This window comes from Mesorhizobium montanum, from assembly GCF_033977145.1.
Taxonomy (GTDB): domain Bacteria; phylum Pseudomonadota; class Alphaproteobacteria; order Rhizobiales; family Rhizobiaceae; genus Mesorhizobium; species Mesorhizobium montanum.
Genome location: NZ_JAVIJF010000020.1, coordinates 34,852 through 51,452 on the forward strand (window position 1 = coordinate 34,852; position 16,601 = coordinate 51,452).

General features: G+C 61.5%; 16 protein-coding genes and 1 pseudogene. 9 read left to right on the top strand and 8 right to left on the bottom strand.

From position 1 onward, the window contains the following. Window positions 1-7: 7 nt before the first annotated feature. Complete coding sequence (locus RFM68_RS24865; protein WP_320235681.1) at window positions 8-136, bottom strand: hypothetical protein; 129 nt, start codon at window positions 134-136, stop codon at window positions 8-10. A gap of 135 nt (window positions 137-271) precedes the next feature. Between RFM68_RS24865 and RFM68_RS24870 the strand changes: the two genes are divergently transcribed. Further along, on the top strand, window positions 272-1,375 hold the full coding sequence (locus RFM68_RS24870; protein WP_320235682.1) for a calcium:cation antiporter: 1,104 nt from the start codon (window positions 272-274) through the stop codon (window positions 1,373-1,375). 57 nt (window positions 1,376-1,432) lie between these two features. On the opposite strand, the gene RFM68_RS24875 is transcribed toward RFM68_RS24870, so the two are convergent. After that, window positions 1,433-2,341 (bottom strand): hydrogen peroxide-inducible genes activator, encoded by a 909-nt coding sequence (locus RFM68_RS24875; RefSeq protein WP_320235683.1) that lies wholly within the window; start codon window positions 2,339-2,341, stop codon window positions 1,433-1,435. 173 nt (window positions 2,342-2,514) lie between these two features. Between RFM68_RS24875 and katG the strand changes: the two genes are divergently transcribed. Beyond that, window positions 2,515-4,728 (top strand): catalase/peroxidase HPI, encoded by a 2,214-nt coding sequence (katG, locus tag RFM68_RS24880; protein WP_320235684.1) that lies wholly within the window; start codon window positions 2,515-2,517, stop codon window positions 4,726-4,728. Between the two features lie 252 nt (window positions 4,729-4,980). Continuing rightward, the gene (locus RFM68_RS24885; protein ID WP_320235685.1) at window positions 4,981-7,413 is read left to right on the top strand and encodes a TOTE conflict system archaeo-eukaryotic primase domain-containing protein; all 2,433 of its coding nucleotides are present in this window, start codon (window positions 4,981-4,983) and stop codon (window positions 7,411-7,413) included. 126 nt (window positions 7,414-7,539) lie between these two features. On the opposite strand, the gene RFM68_RS24890 is transcribed toward RFM68_RS24885, so the two are convergent. Next, a complete protein-coding gene (locus tag RFM68_RS24890) occupies window positions 7,540-8,217 on the bottom strand; it encodes an MIP family channel protein (RefSeq protein WP_320235686.1) in 678 nt (225 codons plus the stop codon). Window positions 8,218-8,544: 327 nt separating this feature from the next. Between RFM68_RS24890 and RFM68_RS24895 the strand changes: the two genes are divergently transcribed. The 3 genes from RFM68_RS24895 to RFM68_RS24905 all read left to right on the top strand — a co-directional run bounded on the left by RFM68_RS24895 (window position 8,545) and on the right by RFM68_RS24905 (window position 11,171). Next, entirely contained in the window at window positions 8,545-9,834 is a 1,290-nt protein-coding gene (locus RFM68_RS24895) for an RsmB/NOP family class I SAM-dependent RNA methyltransferase (protein ID WP_320235687.1), read from the top strand. Between the two features lie 95 nt (window positions 9,835-9,929). Then, a complete protein-coding gene (locus RFM68_RS24900) occupies window positions 9,930-10,391 on the top strand; it encodes a PaaI family thioesterase (RefSeq protein ID WP_320235688.1) in 462 nt (153 codons plus the stop codon). A 141-nt stretch (window positions 10,392-10,532) separates the two neighbouring features. Continuing rightward, on the top strand, window positions 10,533-11,171 hold the full coding sequence (locus RFM68_RS24905) for a 5'-methylthioadenosine/S-adenosylhomocysteine nucleosidase (protein ID WP_320235689.1): 639 nt from the start codon (window positions 10,533-10,535) through the stop codon (window positions 11,169-11,171). A gap of 12 nt (window positions 11,172-11,183) precedes the next feature. On the opposite strand, the gene RFM68_RS24910 is transcribed toward RFM68_RS24905, so the two are convergent. Beyond that, window positions 11,184-11,501 (bottom strand): hypothetical protein, encoded by a 318-nt coding sequence (locus tag RFM68_RS24910; RefSeq protein ID WP_320235690.1) that lies wholly within the window; start codon window positions 11,499-11,501, stop codon window positions 11,184-11,186. 85 nt (window positions 11,502-11,586) lie between these two features. Between RFM68_RS24910 and RFM68_RS24915 the strand changes: the two genes are divergently transcribed. The 3 genes from RFM68_RS24915 (at window position 11,587) to RFM68_RS24925 (ending at window position 15,274) form a co-directional block, all read left to right on the top strand. Beyond that, window positions 11,587-12,069, top strand: a complete 483-nt coding sequence (locus RFM68_RS24915) for a MarR family winged helix-turn-helix transcriptional regulator (RefSeq protein ID WP_320235691.1) — start codon at window positions 11,587-11,589, stop codon at window positions 12,067-12,069. Between the two features lie 56 nt (window positions 12,070-12,125). Beyond that, entirely contained in the window at window positions 12,126-13,703 is a 1,578-nt protein-coding gene (gene guaA, locus RFM68_RS24920; RefSeq protein ID WP_320235692.1) for a glutamine-hydrolyzing GMP synthase, read from the top strand. Window positions 13,704-14,020: 317 nt separating this feature from the next. After that, window positions 14,021-15,274 (top strand): tyrosine-type recombinase/integrase, encoded by a 1,254-nt coding sequence (locus RFM68_RS24925; protein ID WP_320235693.1) that lies wholly within the window; start codon window positions 14,021-14,023, stop codon window positions 15,272-15,274. On the opposite strand, the gene RFM68_RS24930 is transcribed toward RFM68_RS24925, so the two are convergent. The 4 genes and pseudogenes from RFM68_RS24930 to RFM68_RS24945 form a co-directional block, all read right to left on the bottom strand. Next, window positions 15,255-15,614, bottom strand: coding sequence for a helix-turn-helix transcriptional regulator (locus tag RFM68_RS24930; protein ID WP_430694923.1), 360 nt, complete (start codon window positions 15,612-15,614; stop codon window positions 15,255-15,257). The two genes, RFM68_RS24925 and RFM68_RS24930, sit on opposite strands and share 20 nt — an antisense overlap. A 263-nt stretch (window positions 15,615-15,877) precedes the next feature. Next, on the bottom strand, window positions 15,878-16,192 hold the full coding sequence (locus RFM68_RS24935) for a Wadjet anti-phage system protein JetD domain-containing protein (RefSeq protein ID WP_320235694.1): 315 nt from the start codon (window positions 16,190-16,192) through the stop codon (window positions 15,878-15,880). Window positions 16,193-16,336: 144 nt separating this feature from the next. Beyond that, the gene (locus RFM68_RS24940) at window positions 16,337-16,474 is read right to left on the bottom strand and encodes a hypothetical protein (protein ID WP_320235695.1); all 138 of its coding nucleotides are present in this window, start codon (window positions 16,472-16,474) and stop codon (window positions 16,337-16,339) included. A gap of 9 nt (window positions 16,475-16,483) precedes the next feature. Then, window positions 16,484-16,591, bottom strand: a pseudogene (locus tag RFM68_RS24945) (ATP-binding protein); the annotation flags it as partial. Window positions 16,592-16,601 lie beyond the last annotated feature (10 nt).

Below are 16,601 nucleotides of genomic sequence, written 5' to 3' on the forward strand. Positions count from 1 at the left end.
CCTCGCCTCACGCTGCCCGCAGCGCCTCATCCAGTTCGCGGATGATCTTGACTGCATCCACCCCTGAAACGAACGATCCTGGCATGACACTGCCGGCGAAGCTCCGGCCTGCTCTTTCGGTGCTGAATACCGCCAACGTTACCACCCTTGCAGCATCTTCGGGTCGCGGGTTGTCGCTTGAGGTATCGAACCTCAGGCGATCCACCGATACTGGCCGAGGTGCTCTCCATAGGCTTTTCCGCTAGATTGGCACAAACGCATGGGGGCTTGGATGACTGGTTTCGGACGGCCGGTGATTTCCTACACGATGCCATTGGTCGCCTTGCTGATGGCTGTCGCGGTCAGAGCCGGCGGTCTTTCGGTGGACGAAGGTTCGCTGAACGTCAGGATCCTTGTTGGAGCGCTTTCGAGCGCGATCATGTTCACCACCATTTTCGTGGTGCTCGATCATGCCGAGGCAGTGGCCCGGCGCGTAGGAGAGCCTTTCGGAACATTGGTGCTGACCTTTGCCGTGACGGCAATCGAAGTCTCGATCATCGTTTCCATGATGCTGCATGGGGAGAACAACCCGACACTGGCACGTGAGTCGGTTTTCTCGACGGTGATGATTACTTCTACCGGCGTTGTCGGCATGTGTCTCACGCTTGGCGGCTGGCGCCATCGCAAGCAGGCGATCGTGCGCCAAGGGACCAGTGCATATCTCGCGGTTCTGATCGCGCTGACCGTCATGACGCTGGTTTTGCCGACCTATACTCAAACGACGGATCCCGGCACGTTTTCGGCAGCTCAGCTCGGTTTTGTAAGCGTCCTTTCAGTGCTGCTCTATGCAAGTTTCGTGTTCGCCCAGACCGTCCGGCACCGGGACGACTTCGTCCAGGAACACGCACACGACGTTTCGATGCGAACTGCCCCTCACGAAAGCATTTCTGTCAGCGCTCTGCTGCTGCTGGGCGGGCTGATCGGAATTGTCATGCTCGCCGAGCAGGTCGCCGCGAGCGTCGAGGATACGCTCGTCGCCTACAAGGTGACCCAGGCCGACAGCATTGTGGGAGCGTTGATCGCGGGGCTGGTTTTGATGCCGGAGGCCATTTCGGCGGTTCGAGCTTCACTCAACAACGAGCTGCAGCGCGGCTTGAACGTCGCAATGGGTTCGGCCTGCGCCACGATCGGTTTGACGATACCGGCGGTCGCGGCCGCCAGCTTGCTGACGGGCAGAGGGCTGACCTTGGGGCTTCCGGCGGCTGATGCAGTCCTTTTGGTCTTGGCGCTTTTCATATGCAGCGTAAGCTTTAGCACCGAAAGAACGACGTTCCTGACCGGTATGGTCCATGTCGTGGTGTTTTTTACCTATGTATTTCTGATATTTGTGCCCTGAAACATTGTTGCAGGCTGGCCATCGGGTGCAGGGATGGAGACGGCGTGGAAGGGTGCTTCACGCCGCCAGCACCGCCTGATCCAACCCGCGAATAATCCGCGCCAGTTCCACACACTCGTCCTGCCTTACCTTATTGCGGCGCCAGGCCATGCAGATCAGGCGCTGCGGCATCGGTTCCTGGAACGGCACGATCCTCAGGTCAGGCATGACGCCGGCGGCTCGTGCCGCCATTTCCGGCACGAGCGTCACACCCAGCCCATGCGCCACCATTTGCAGCAGCGTCGTCAGGCTGGTCGCGCCGTAGCTTGCCATCGCCACCGGCCGCACATTGCCGCAGACGGCCAGGGCCTGTTCGCGCAGGCAGTGGCCTTCCTCGAGCAGCATCAACCGCTCCAGCGCCGGGCTTTCCGGCGGCACGGGCGGTGAGGCGAAGGCCGGGTCGCCCGACGGCACGGCTAGGAAGAAGCGATCGGGGAAGAGCTCCTCGGTGACGAGGCCCGGATGGTCGAGCGGCAGCGCTGCGATAAAGGCGTCGAGCCGGCCGGTGGCCGTGCCCTCGACCAGCGATGCGGTCACCGCCTCGCGCAGTTCGAGCTGCAGGGCAGGGTATTGCATCTTCAGCTCCGGCAGCACATGCGGCAGCAGATACGGCGCCACCGTCGGGATGATGCCCAGCCGGAAGCGGCCCTCCATGGCGGGGCGGCCGCGTCGCGCCGTCGTTTCGACGTCACGGATATCGGCGAGGATGCGCTCGATGCGTGGCTGCAAGGCATGCGCTTCGTCGGTCATCCGCACTGTCTTGCCGCCGCGTTCGAACAGACGACAGTTCAGTCGTTCTTCCATCTCGGCAATCTGCGAAGACAGCGCCGGCTGGCTGACACCGGCAAGCCTGGCGGCGCGGCCGAAATGCAGCGTCTGCGCCAGCGCGTCGAAATAAAGCATCTGGCGAACGGTGAGACCAATCATAAGCAAAGGTTATCAAAACAAACAGGAAAGGCAATTTGTCTTTATCAGCCGGCCGACCTAGTCTGGAATCATTCCAGGTTGGCGCGGTCAATTGCTGCCCCCGAAAATCTCGGGAAAATCAACCTCGGCAAATTCAACCTCGGCAAAAAACCTCGGCAGAATCGGAGACTAAGATGGATGCGAAAACCGACGACAACAGCGCTGGAAAATGCCCCGTGGCGCATGGATCCGCCGGCCGGACCAACCGCGACTGGTGGCCGAACCAGCTCGACCTTGCCGTTCTACACCAGCAGTCGAACCTCTCGGACCCGATGGGCGAAGACTTCGACTACGCCAAGGAATTCGCCAGCCTCGATCTCGATGCGGTGGTCACGGACCTGCACAAGGTCATGACGGACTCGCAGGACTGGTGGCCGGCCGACTTCGGCCATTACGGGCCGCTGTTCATCCGCATGGCCTGGCACAGCGCCGGCACCTATCGCATCGGCGACGGGCGCGGCGGCGCCGGCGCGGGTCAGCAGCGTTTCGCGCCGCTGAACAGCTGGCCGGACAATGCCAATCTCGACAAGGCGCGCCGGCTGCTGTGGCCGGTCAAGCAGAAATATGGCCGCAGGATCTCCTGGGCCGACCTTCTGATCCTCACCGGCAACGTCGCGCTGGAATCGATGGGCTTCAAGACCTTCGGCTTCGCCGGCGGCCGCGCCGACGTGTGGGAGCCGGAGCAGGACGTCGACTGGGGCTCCGAGACCAAGTGGCTTGGCGACGAGCGCTATTCGGGCGATCGCGAACTGCATGGCCATCTCGGGGCCGTGCAGATGGGCCTGATCTACGTCAATCCGGAAGGCCCGAACGGCAAGCCGGACCCGATCGCCGCCGCGCGCGACATCCGCGAAACCTTCGCCCGCATGGCGATGAACGATGAGGAGACCGTCGCGCTGATCGCCGGCGGCCACAGCTTCGGCAAGACCCATGGCGCCGGTGACGCCTCGCTGGTGGGAGCCGAGCCGGAAGGCGCCGGCATCGAGGCGCAGGGCCTCGGCTGGTCGAGCAAATATGCCTCCGGCGTCGCCGGCGATGCCATCACCTCTGGTCTCGAAGTCATCTGGACGACGACGCCGACCAGATGGAGCAACAATTTCTTCGACAATTTGTTCAACTATGAATGGGAGCTGACGAAGAGCCCGGCGGGCGCCCATCAGTGGACGCCGAAGGGCGGTGCCGGCGCCAGCACGGTTCCGGACGCGCACAATCCCTCCAAGCGCCACGCACCGTCCATGCTCACCACCGACCTCGCGCTGCGTTTCGATCCGGCCTATGAAAAGATCTCGCGCCGCTTCCATGAGCGCCCGGGTGAGTTCGCCGACGCCTTCGCCCGCGCCTGGTTCAAGCTCACCCACCGCGACATGGGTCCGGTCGTTCGCTATCTCGGCCCGCTCGTGCCGAAGGAAGAGCTGATCTGGCAGGATCCGATCCCGGCCGTCGACCATGAACTGGTGAGCGAGCAGGACATCGCCTCGCTCAAGGCGAAGATCCTGGCCTTAGGCCTCTCGGTCTCGGAGCTGGTCTCGACCGCCTGGGCTTCGGCCTCGACCTTCCGCGGCTCGGACAAGCGCGGCGGCGCCAATGGCGGCCGCATCCGGCTTGAGCCCCAGAAGGACTGGGAGGTCAACCAGCCGGCACAGCTCTCGAAAGTACTGGCCAAGCTGGAAGCCACCCAGAAGGAGTTCAACGCGGCGCAGACCGGCGGCAAGAAGGTCTCGCTCGCCGATCTCATCGTGCTCGGCGGCGTTGCCGCGGTCGAGAAGGCGGCCAAGGACGGCGGCAATGAGGTCAAGGTACCCTTCACGCCGGGCCGCATGGACGCCTCGCAGGAGCAGACAGATGTAGCTTCCTTCGGCGCGCTGGAGCCGAAAGTCGACGGTTTCCGCAACTACAGCAGAGGCAAGCAGCCGATGTCGATCGAAGCGATGCTGGTCGACCGCGCCCAGCTCTTGACGCTGACCGCCCCGGAAATGACGGTGCTGGTGGGCGGCCTGCGCGTGCTCGGCGCCAATGTCGGCGGTTCGAAGCACGGCGTCTTCACCGACAGGCCGGGCACACTGACCAACGACTTCTTCGTCAACCTGCTCTCGATGGCGACCGTCTGGGATCCGGCCGCCGGCTCCGAGCCGGGTTCGGACGAGGTGTACGAGGCGCGCGACCGCAAGACCAAGCAAGTGAAGTGGACCGGCACCCGTGCCGACCTGATCTTCGGCTCGCATGCGCAACTGCGCGCGCTCTCCGAAGTCTACGGCTCGGGCGACGCCAAGGCCAAGTTCGTCAAGGACTTCGTCAAGGCGTGGACCAAGGTGATGAACCTCGATCGCTTCGAGTTGGCCTCGAAGTAAGCGGTCATCCTCCCAAGTAAAAAGGCGCGGGCATGGCCGCGCCTTTTTGTTGAGCCGAAGCAATTCCAGAAAGGCGTGCAGCGTCCGTCCGTCCGGGATCGTGCCAAGCAACGTTGATCATGCGCAGAGCGGGATGATGCGGAGCGTCGCCCAGTCCGTTTCGCTTTCGGCCGGGGTGCCGCGCGTCTTAAGCCCGAGGCGGTTTCGGACTATGTTCGACATTGAGAAGAACGTGGAGACGCAGGCGAGAACTTGGCTGAACAGGTTTCTGACGAAATCGCGCGGATTCGGCGGCGGCTGGCTGCTCTGGATGCGGAGCGGCTGGCGCTTGCGCGCGAACTGGAGACGCTTGAGCAGAAGCTGATATCCGATAGCCATGCTGCCGAGCGGACATCCTTTGCCGATGCCCTCGTCACCAACAACTCGTCATCGGCGGAGAAAATCGAGTTGTTTCGCCGTCTGTTTGCTGGGCGTCCCGATGTCTTTCCGGTTCGATGGGAAAACAGAAAGACGGGAGGTTCAGGATATTCGCCGGCATGCTCTAACGAATGGGCAAAGGGGATTTGCGGCAAGCCGAAGGTGAAATGCCGGGAATGCCCGCATCAGGCATTTATCCCGCCATCCGGGGACATCATCGAAAAGCATCTGCGCGGCGGCGATCCCCGCTCCGGTGACTTTGTCGCCGGGGTGTATCCATTGCTGCAAGATGAGACATGCTGGTTCCTTGCGGCCGACTTCGACAAGGACAGTTGGTCGGATGACGCAAGAGCCTTGCTCGGCACCTGTCATGCGAAAGGAATTGCCGCCGCCCTGGAGCGGTCGAGGTCGGGGAACGGCGGCCATGTCTGGATATTCTTCTCAGAGCCGGTTCCGGCGAGGACCGCTAGGCAGATGGGCTCCGCCCTCATTACGGAGACGATGGAAAAACGCCCGGAGATCGGCTTCACATCCTATGATCGCTTCTTTCCCAATCAGGACACGATGCCCGTTGGGGGCTTTGGTAATCTGATCGCACTGCCTTTGCAGAGAAAGGCACGGGAGAGCGGCAACAGCGTCTTTGTCGACAAGGATTTGCGACCTTACGAAGACCAATGGGCGTATCTGTCGTCCCTGCCCAGATTGTCGGCTGATATGGCCTTCGGGATCGCGGACGGGGCGGAACTGTCAGGTCGGGTTTTGGGCGTCCGCATGCCGGTGGACGACGAACACGCCGACGAGCCGTGGAAGATGTCGCCATCGCGCCGCAGTGTGTCACGGCCTATCGAGGCCGCGATCCCGCACAGCATTAGGATCGTGGTCGCTGATCAGGTCTATGTCGACAGGACAGAACTTCCGCCGGCCCTGGTTGCGCAGCTTATTCGTCTAGCGGCTTTCCAGAACCCGGAGTTCTATCGCGCTCAGGCAATGCGGTTACCGACATACGACAAGCCTCGGGTCGTCTCATGTGCCGAGTTGTACGCAGAGCATGTCGCTCTCCCTCGGGGTTGCCTTGAGGAAGCAATCGATCTCATCAAAAGTCATGGTGCAGCTCCCGCTCTGGAAGATCTGCGCGAAACCGGCACGGCACTTCCTGCGGACATATCCTTTCGGGGCGAGTTGCGACGGCCGCAGTTGGCGGCCTTCGATGCTCTTGTCGCCCATGAGAACGGCGTGCTTGCCGCGACAACTGCGTTTGGCAAGACGCTCGTCGCAGTGGCGCTGATTGCGCACCGCGCCCGAAACACTCTCATTCTGGTCCACCGACGAGAGCTGCTCAATCAGTGGGTGGAACGTCTACGAACCTTTTTGCAGATAGATCCAAAGCTGATCGGCATTATTGGCGGTGGGAAAAGAAAGCCGACGGGTACCATTGATGTTGCGCTCATCCAGAGCCTGGTGCGCAAGGGAGAAGTTGGCGATATCGTTGCTGACTACGGCCATTTGATCATCGATGAGTGCCATCACCTGTCCGCAACCAGCTTTGAGCTTGTCGCCCGGCGGTCAAAGGCGCGCTACGTCGTCGGCCTGTCGGCGACCGTCGCCAGAAAGGACGGACACCATCCGATCATCTTCATGCAGTGCGGCCCTGTTCGCCATAGGGTCGACGCACGGGTTCAAGCCGCGGAACGCGGTATCCGCCACCGCGCGCGCGATCGTTCGACGCAGTTTGAACTCCCGGCATCGCTGGCCTTGGCCGAACGGCCGTCGATGCCAGCGATCTATGCGGCGCTGGCACAGGACAGTGCCCGGAATGATCTGATCTTCGATGATGTGCTGAAATCACTTGAGTCGAAGCGTTCGCCTATCGTTCTGACGGAGCGGAAAGACCACCTCGATTATCTTCAGAAGAGGTTCTCGCCATTCGTAAGAAATCTTGTGGTCCTACGCGGCGGCATGTCGGCGAAGGATCGCAAGACAGCCAGCACAGCATTGAATGTCTCGGATGACGATGAACGGCTGATCCTCGCGACAGGCCGCTATATCGGTGAAGGCTTCGATGATTCCCGACTCGACACACTGTTCCTGACGATGCCGGTCGCCTGGAAGGGAACCCTGGCGCAGTATGTCGGCCGGCTGCACCGGGAGCATGACGGAAAACGGGATGTTCTGGTCGTGGACTATGTCGATCACACGGTTCCGGTTCTCGCCCGAATGGCTGCGAAACGACGGGCTGGCTATCGCGCGTTGGGTTACATGATCGAGTAACGGCGCCCGTTGTGAGTGGAGCGCCCGCCTTCCACCTCGACGTTATGCGGAGCGCAACCCGCGGAGACCGGCGGGAAAACCAAGTCTCGCTGGACGACGCTCCGCATAATCTCGCTCTCCATATAATCAGTCTTTTTCGAAGACGCCCGCCTTGGCGACGACGCCGGCGATCGCCCCGCCGATCAGCGGCGCGACGATGAATAGCCAGAGCTGGCTGAGCGCCGCACCACCCGAAAACAGCGCCGGCCCGATCGAGCGCGCCGGATTGACCGAGGTGCCGGTCACCGGGATCATGGCGAAGTGAATCCCCGCCAGCGTCAGGCCGATGACCAGGCCGGCGAAAGCGGTGGTGTGCTTGGCGTTGGTAACGCCGAGGATCACGGTGACGAAGGTGAAGGTGCCGATCAGCTCCCAGAGGAAGGCCGAACTCATGCCCCATTTCGTTTCGTCCCAGCCATTGGCGCCGAAGCCGCCGCTGTGCCCGCCGGCCTGGCCGGAAACGATGATCCACAGCGCCAGCGAGGCGATGATGGCGCCGATGATCTGCGCAATCCAGTAAGGAACGACATCCTTGGCCGGCATCCGCCCCGCCAGGAACACGCCGAGCGTCACCGCCGGATTGAGATGCGCGCCCGAGACCGGGCCGATCGCATAGGCCGCGGCGATCAGGCCGATGCCGAACGCCAGGCCGATGCCTTCCTGTCCGAGCGGCAGCGCGCCGCCGAAACCGCCCGTGACCACGGAGGCCGTGCCGATGAACACCAACAAAAACGTGCCGAGAACTTCTGCCAGATAAGTCTTCATTGCCCTCTCCTCATAGGATCCGCCAGATCGCGCTCGCCGCGCCGCGAATCACCGCCGCAAGACTATTCCTGCCAGCAAAACTTGGAAAGCTGAGAGGTTAAGTCGACAGGCTTGCTTGTACGCGTCAGTCAAAGACATTAGAGACCTTTCATATTCTAGCCGATTGTCTTATTTGCCGGCTGTGTCGCCTGCTTTGAAAAACCGTTCGGGGAATCGCACGGCTTTGAAACGTCGTTTCACCGGCAAACCGAACAGAACTGTTTCAATCCTGGCCCGAAAGGCTTTAAGAGCGGCTGGAACCGATTTGCAGGAGCTACGGAAGACGGGATGCGATTGGGCGGAAGGCTGGCGGCGGCCATAGAGGTTCTGGAAGACATCGGCCGGCGTCACCGGCCGGTGGCCGATGCCTTGCGCGATTGGGGCCTGTCGCACCGCTTCGCCGGCGGCGGCGACCGCGCCGCGATCGGCAACATCGTCTATGACGCGTTGCGCCGCAAACGCTCGGCTGGCTGGCTGTTCGGCGAGGACACGCCGCGCGCCATCGGTTTCGGCGCGCTGTTGCTCGAATGGGGGCAGACGGCGCAGTCGCTGAATGACGCCCTCGACGGCGACAAATTCGCGCCGCCGCTGCTCAGCGTGGTCGAACTGAAGGCGGCGGCCGAGCGCCGGCTTGGCGAGGCGCCGGACGCCGTGCGGGCGGATGTCCCGGACTGGTGTGCGCCGCTGCTTGAGCAGGCCTATGGCGGCGCCTGGGTCGCGGAAGGGGCGGCTTTGGCGCAGCGCCCGCCGCTGGATCTAAGGGCCAACACGCTCCAGGCCGATCGCGCCAAGGTGCTGGCCGAGCTGCAAGGAACGGGCGCGGCGCCGGCGGCAATCGCGCCGCACGGCATCCGTATCCCGCCGATCGACGGCGACGGCCGTCATCCGAACGTGCAGGCCGAGCCGGCCTTCCAGAAAGGCTGGTTCGAAGTGCAGGATGAAGGCTCGCAGCTTGCTGCGGCGCTCGCCGGGGCGGAGCCCGGCATGCAGGTGCTCGACTACTGCGCCGGCGCCGGCGGCAAGACGCTGGCGCTGTCGGCCGAGATGGACAATCGGGGCCAGCTCTTTGCCCATGACGCGGAAAAGGTGCGGCTGGCGCCGATCTTCGAGCGCATCCGCCGCTCGCACAACCGCAACGTCCAGGTCGTCAGCAAGCCTGCGGAGCTTGCGCCGCTCACCGGCCATATGGACATCGTTCTGATCGACGCGCCCTGCACCGGCAGCGGTACCTGGCGGCGGCGTCCCGACGCCAAATGGCGATTGACGGAAAGGCAGCTCGATGCCCGAAAGGGAGAGCAGCAGGCGATCCTCGATACGGCTCAAGCCTTCGTCAAGCCGGGCGGCTTGCTGGTCTACATCACCTGCTCGGTGTTCGACGCCGAAAACAGCGAGCAGGTCGCGGCTTTCCGCGCGCGCCATGACGGCTTTGCGCCGGTCGATCATCGCCAGCTCTGGGATAGCCGCTTCCCCGGCCACGAAGGAGCCGCGCGTATTGCCGGCACCGGCGGTATCTCGCTGTCGCCGGCGCTCAGCGGCACCGACGGGTTCTATCTCCACGCCTTGCGCAGGGTTGTTTGACGACAAGTGGTGCTTTGCTGCGCTGCAACATAAAAGATTGCCTGTCTTGCATGGCTCTGCGATAAGCTTCGCCAGCAAATATGAGGCGACGTGCCATGGCAGCAGCCAAGATCGTACCCGCTCCCGACTTCGAGGAACGCGTCAGGGCGTCCTTTGCCCGGCAGGAGGCAATGGCGACGATCGGCGCAGATCTGACGCTGGTGACACCCGGCATCATCGAGATCGAGATGCCATACTCGGCCTCGCTCACCCAGCAGCATGGTTTCCTGCATGCCGGCGTCATCTCCACCGCTTTGGACTCCGCCTGCGGCTACGCGGCCTTTTCGCTGATGCCGCAGAATTCCAGCGTGCTGACCATCGAATTCAAGGTGAACCTTCTGGCGCCGGGCAGGGGCGAGCGCTTCCTGTTCCGTGGCTCGGTGACAAAGCCGGGCCGCACCATCATCGTCGCCGACGGCCAGGCTTACGCCTTCGCCGCCGATGGCGAGGCCAAGCTGATCGCCACCATGACCGGCACGATGATGACGGTGGTCGGCCGCGACGGGATTGAGGGGTGAGGAGCGGTCCGCGCAGCGGACGAAAAGCCCCCAAATGGGCTTTTCGAGCGATGAACGCCCGCAGCCATAGCGAAGGGCTGGCAGGCGGCGACGGCACATTGCCTCCTTTCGCAGTGGCAACAAATAGGGGTCAGAGTCGTCATGACCGTTGAAGTGTCACGTCTGTCGGGAAGATCCGTTCTCTTTGTCATGGCGGTCGAGGCTGAATACGGCCCGCACCTGAAAAACCTGTTCACGCCGCTGATGACCGGCGTCGGTCCGGTCGAGGCCGGTGTCAGGCTGGGCGCCGAGCTCTCGGCGTTGAAGGCCGAAGGAGCGCTTCCGGACTTGGTCGTTTCGCTGGGCTCGGCCGGCAGCCGCAAGCTGGAACAGGCTGAAATCTACCAGGCCGTATCGGTGAGCTATCGCGACATGGACGCTTCGCCGCTCGGCTTCGAGAAGGGCGCGACGCCTTTCCTCGACCTGCCGGTGACGGTGCCGCTGCCTCTCGTTATTCCAGGCGTCAGAAGCGCCACGCTCTCGACCGGCGGCGCGATCGTCACCGGTGCCGCTTATGACGCGATCGACGCCGATATGGTCGACATGGAGACCTTCGCCTGCCTGCGCGCCTGCCAATTGTTCGGCGTGCCGCTGATTGGTCTGCGCGGCATTTCCGACGGCGCGGCCGATCTGCGCCACGTCAACGACTGGACCGAATACCTGCACGTCATCGACGAGAAGCTGGCCGTGGCAATCGGGTTGCTGGAGCAGGCGATCGGAGGCGGCCTGCTCGAGGGCTGACCGCCCTTCGGGTCAAGCGGCCAGGCGCTGCGGATCGCCGAAATCGATGCGTGAGACGCGTCCGCGCGGGGCGCCTGTTGCGTCGATATAATCGATCGCTCCCGGTGTATGATCGAGTTTCCACGCGCCGGCAGGGCCGTCTTTCCATTCGACCTTGTAGCCATCGTCCAGCAGCGTCCAAAGTCCGTGGAAGCGTTTGCCGTCCGGTAGGAGCATGTGCGCCCGATCGTCAGTTTCATAGTGGATGAAGGCGTTCTTGCCGCCCATGTCGATGACATGCGTGGTTCCAACCATGATAATGGCCAGCGTGTCCCTGTTCAGTATCGTCATTGTCCCTGTCCATGGGTTCGCGTTTTGAAGAGCCTCGACGGCGTGAACATCGTCAAGTATCTTGACTATACGGAGTCTGGATTAAATGGTCAAGGAGCTTGACGAAAAAACCGAAGCGTTGCCCGATCATGTCGGCTGGCGGTTATGGCAGGCGAGCCGTGCCTGGCAGGCGGAATTTGCTGCCGCCATGCGGGCCGCCGGCCACGCCTGGTTCAGCGAGGCGCGCGCCGGGCTGCTCGGGCACATCCCCCGCAACGGCACGCGCCAGTCGGCATTGATCGAGCGCGCGGCCACCTCCAAGCAAGCGGTTCAGCAATTGCTCGACGGTCTGGAGGCGGAGGGCGTGCTGAAGCGATTACCTGATCCACAGGACAGGCGCGGCAAGCTTGTGCGCTATACCCGCAAGGGTCTGGATGCCTTGCGCGACGGCGACCGCATCAAGCTTCAGATCGAGTGCGGCTATATCGATCGCATCGGCGAGCAGCGGTTCGCGGCGCTTATGGACGCCTTGCGCACACTTGACGCCGGGCGGGGCGACGCATCGCGAGAAGCACCGGGATCGAAGTGAGCGGCGCGACCGCGCAACCCATTGCATCGACTCGTTTCTTTCTCTAAAGGCTCGCCATGACGACAGCCAATCATCCCAGCGCCGTTCTGCCCGACACTGTCCTGATCATCGATTTCGGCAGCCAGTTCACGCAGCTCATCGCCCGCCGCATCCGCGAGAGCGGCGTCTTTTCCGAGATCGTACCGTTCCAATCGGCCGAAGCGGCCTTCAAGCGCATCAATCCGAAAGCGGTGATCCTATCGGGCGGTCCGGCCTCGACCAGCGACATCGGCAGCCCGCGCGCGCCGCAGATCGTCTTCGACGCCGGCGTGCCGGTGCTCGGCATCTGCTATGGCCAGATGGCGCTCTGTGTGCAGATGGGCGGCGTCGCCGAAAGCTCCAACCATCGCGAGTTCGGCCGTGCCTTCGTCGAGATCGAGAAGGAAAGTCCGCTGTTCGAAGGCCTCTGGGCGCCCGGCCAGCGCCACCAGGTGTGGATGAGCCACGGCGACCGCGTCATCGAACTGCCGCCCGGCTTCAAGGTGCTCGGTAAGTCGGAAAGCTCGCCCTTCGCCATCTTCGGCGATGTCGAACGCCGCATGTACGGCATCATGTTCCACCCCGAAGTGGTGCACACGCCGGATGGCGCGAGGCTGCTGCGGAACTTCGTCCACAACATCGCCGGCATCGAGGGCGACTGGACGATGCGCGCCTATCGCGAACACGCCGTGGAATTGATCCGCAAGCAGGTCGGCAAGGGCAAGGTCATCTGCGCGCTCTCGGGCGGCGTCGATTCCTCTGTCGCGGCGCTGCTGATCCATGAAGCGATCGGCGACCAGTTGACCTGCATCCTCGTCGACCACGGTCTGATGCGCAAGGATGAGGCGGCGGGTGTGGTGGAGATGTTCCGCCAGCACTACAATCTGCCCCTGATCCTGGTCGATGCTTCAGACAAGTTCATCTCGGCGTTGGAAGGCGAGGCCGATCCCGAAAAGAAGCGCAAGACCATCGGCCGGCTGTTCATCGAGGTGTTCGAGGAAGAAGCGAAGAAACTCGGCGGCGCCGATTTCCTGGCGCAGGGCACGCTTTATCCAGACGTCATCGAAAGCGTCTCCTTCTCCGGCGGCCCGTCGGTGACGATCAAGTCGCACCACAATGTCGGCGGCCTACCCGCGCGCATGAACATGAAGCTGGTCGAGCCGCTGCGCGAGTTGTTCAAGGACGAGGTGAGGGCGCTTGGCAAGGAGCTCGGCCTGCCCGAGAGCTTCATCGGCCGTCATCCTTTCCCGGGCCCCGGCCTTGCCATTCGCTGCCCGGGCGGCATCACCCGCGAGAAGCTCGATATCCTGCGCGAGGCGGACGCCATCTATCTCGACGAGATCCGCAAGGCCGGCCTCTACGACGCCATCTGGCAGGCCTTCGCGGTGCTTCTTCCCGTGCAGACCGTCGGTGTCATGGGCGACGGCCGCACCTACGAATTTGTCTGCGCGCTGCGTGCCGTCACCTCGGTCGACGGCATGACCGCCGACTTCTACCACTACGACATGAGCTTCCTGGGTGCGGCCGCCACTCGCATCATCAACGAAGTGCGCGGCATCAACCGCGTCGTCTACGACGTGACCTCGAAGCCGCCTGGGACGATCGAGTGGGAATGAGGCGGCATCGTTCTCTGACTTTCGGTGGCTATCTAGGAAAGTTTCGTAAACCTCTGAAGTAAATCAATTTTTCCTTTCAGTGTCTATCGCCAACTATCGCCCCTAAGCGGAAGCATCTGACGGTAAATCTGACGGTACGCTCTTTTCCGCCCTCCCTCTTGCCGCCCAATACCGTCATGGCGCCGATTTCTAGGTCATTCTAATTTTTCCCACCAACCGTTTGAAATACAAGGATTAACTCCAAAGGTTGACGGTAAAATCATTGACGGTAAAATCGACGTTAAGTCGATTTGTTTTTCCCAATTTTTTGTGGAGCCATGCTAACCGACATTGCACTTAAGAAGCTGAAACCAAAGGAGAAAAAATATAAGGTTTCCGATCGTGACGGTATGTACGCGATGGTTTCTCCAACGGGGCAGATTGCATTTCGGTATGACTACCGGATGAATGGCCGGCGAGAGACCCTGACTCTGGGCCGCTACGGTGAAGGAGGTATCACGCTGGCGGAGGCGCGCGACCGCTGCCTCGCAGCGCGGAAGATGGTAGCGGCCGGAAAGTCCCCCGCGCAGGAAAAGCAGCGCGAAAAGCATCGCCTGCCAGCCACGGCGACGTTCGGCGATGCAAGTAGACGCTGGTTCAAGGACGCAAAGATGGCGGAGAGTACCCGTTCGATGCGGAAAGCGATTTTCGATCGAGACATTTTGCCGATTTGGCAGAAAAGGCTCCTAACCGAGATCACACCTGACGACCTGCGGGCACTCTGCGTGAGAGTGAAAGACCGCGGCGCGCCTGCAACAGCCATTCATATCCGGGATATCGTTAAGCAGATCTATGGTCACGCCATTCTGCATGGCAAAAAGATTAGCAATCCTGCGGACGAAGTGGGGCCGGCCTCGATAGCCACGTTCGAGGCGAAAGATAGGGCACTGTCGCCCGCAGAGATCCGGATCATGCTGAAAGAGTTGGAGAATGTGCCAACGCTGCCGACCATTCGGCTTGGCCTAAAGCTTATCTTGCTCACGATGGTCCGCAAGGGTGAACTGCTCGACGCAACGTGGGACGAGGTCGATTTCGAGAACGCCGTCTGGAATATCCCGAAAGAACGCATGAAGCGGAAGAAGCCGCATAATGTGTACCTGTCACGGCAATCGCTCGACATCATGATAGCGCTTAAAACTTGCGCGGCTAATTCACGGTATGTGCTGCCGTCTCGCTACGATGCCGATGAAACCATGTCACGCGCGACCTTCAATCGCGTGACTGCAGCGATTGTCGAGCGGGCAAGGAAGCAAGATCTTCCGCTTGCGCCCTTCACGGTGCACGATCTCCGGCGTACCGGGTCTACACTCTTGAACGAAATCGGCTTCAATCGCGACTGGATTGAAAAATGTCTTGCCCACGAAGACGGCCGCTCATCGCGCGGCGTCTACAATAGGGCTGAATATGAGTTGCAGCGTCGTCATATGCTGCAGGAGTGGGCTGATATGGTGGACTCGTGGACGGCAGGCAGGAAGCATACGCCTGCACTTCAGCCGCCTACAGGAGCAGCGATTACTCTCGATCCGATTTGACCGGTCGGGTCTTTCGTAGTCTTACGTTGGGAGCTGGCCGGCTCTCGCTTTTTCCCGCATTTGACGCGTTCCGCCGCTCTTCGATCCAAGCTTCGACTTCTTCCAAGTCCCAGACAACACAGCGCGGGCTGAGATTGAAGCGGCGCGGGAATTCGCCGCGTTGCTCCATCTCATAGATTGTCGTGTCGGACAGCGGAACGATCTCTCTCAGCTGCGGCCGGCGTATGGTTCGCATTACCCTACTCGTCGCAATGTGGGGCAGAGTCGGAAGCGGGCCCTGCTGGCGATTTGTGGTATCCTCCGGTTTGTCGAACTCAGAAGACTGTTGCTGTTTGACCATTTGCGACACCCGAAGGGTTGGTTGTCGGTCAACAGTCACGCAAATATCCGAAGTCTCGTACAGCCTTCAATTACGACCTGATATCCCCGCTAGCGAAACGCCTTACAGTTTGTAGATATGTCTCGACCGCACCAGCAAACCAGTACCGCCAGTTCATCTGCCCGTTCAGGTCTTCGGACGCCCCGCGCAATGGTCAGTTTTAGAAGCGGAGCGCCTTCGCCAGCTATGCCGATCAACTGGGCGAGGACAAAAATTGGTTTGCATCACGAGGCTCGCCACTCGCTCTGGTGTAGGCGTGGGATAATAGGATCGAGTTCTTCCTGCTCTAAGTGTTTTGCATCAGGCTTTGCAAGGTACGCGATCAAATCAAAGAGGACCGATCCTTCAGCCTTGGCTACTCTGCTTGCCGTTTGATCTGGTTTACTACCGTGCTTTTCGGCCAAGTCGACGGTCATGAGGTGCGGGAGTAGCCTGCGGCCGAATGCTCTCTCAACTGTCAGGAAGATCCAGATGCCATCGGGATCAATGTCGGACCAGTGGTAAAAGGGTACGGCGTCGGGAATGCGACCGGCGATCAAGCCGAATGCCTTCTGAACTCCCGTCGACGGATAAGCTTCACCAGCGCATGATCCATGTTGAGGATCTGATCGAGCCGAGCCCGCAACAGGTCGCTCTGACCGCTGTCTCGCCGTTCCTTTGGCCGCATCGCGTGCTCCCTCGCGTCAACCCAGCCGAATCACGCGTACAGGCACCACTACAATTTGCCAGAAATCGCCCCCAAAGGCCACGATTTCCGGCAAACTCAAACCCCAAATCAGGGGAAAATCATAAATTGAATCAAAGCCTTCCGTGTTCTTCACGGACGACTAACCCAATTCGTCGATGATCAGCAGTCTCGGGCGCGACAGGATCGTCAGTTGCTTGTCGAGCAAGCCATCGTTGGGGGCCTTGGCCAGCGTCGCCACCAGTGTCGCGGCGTGGTGAACT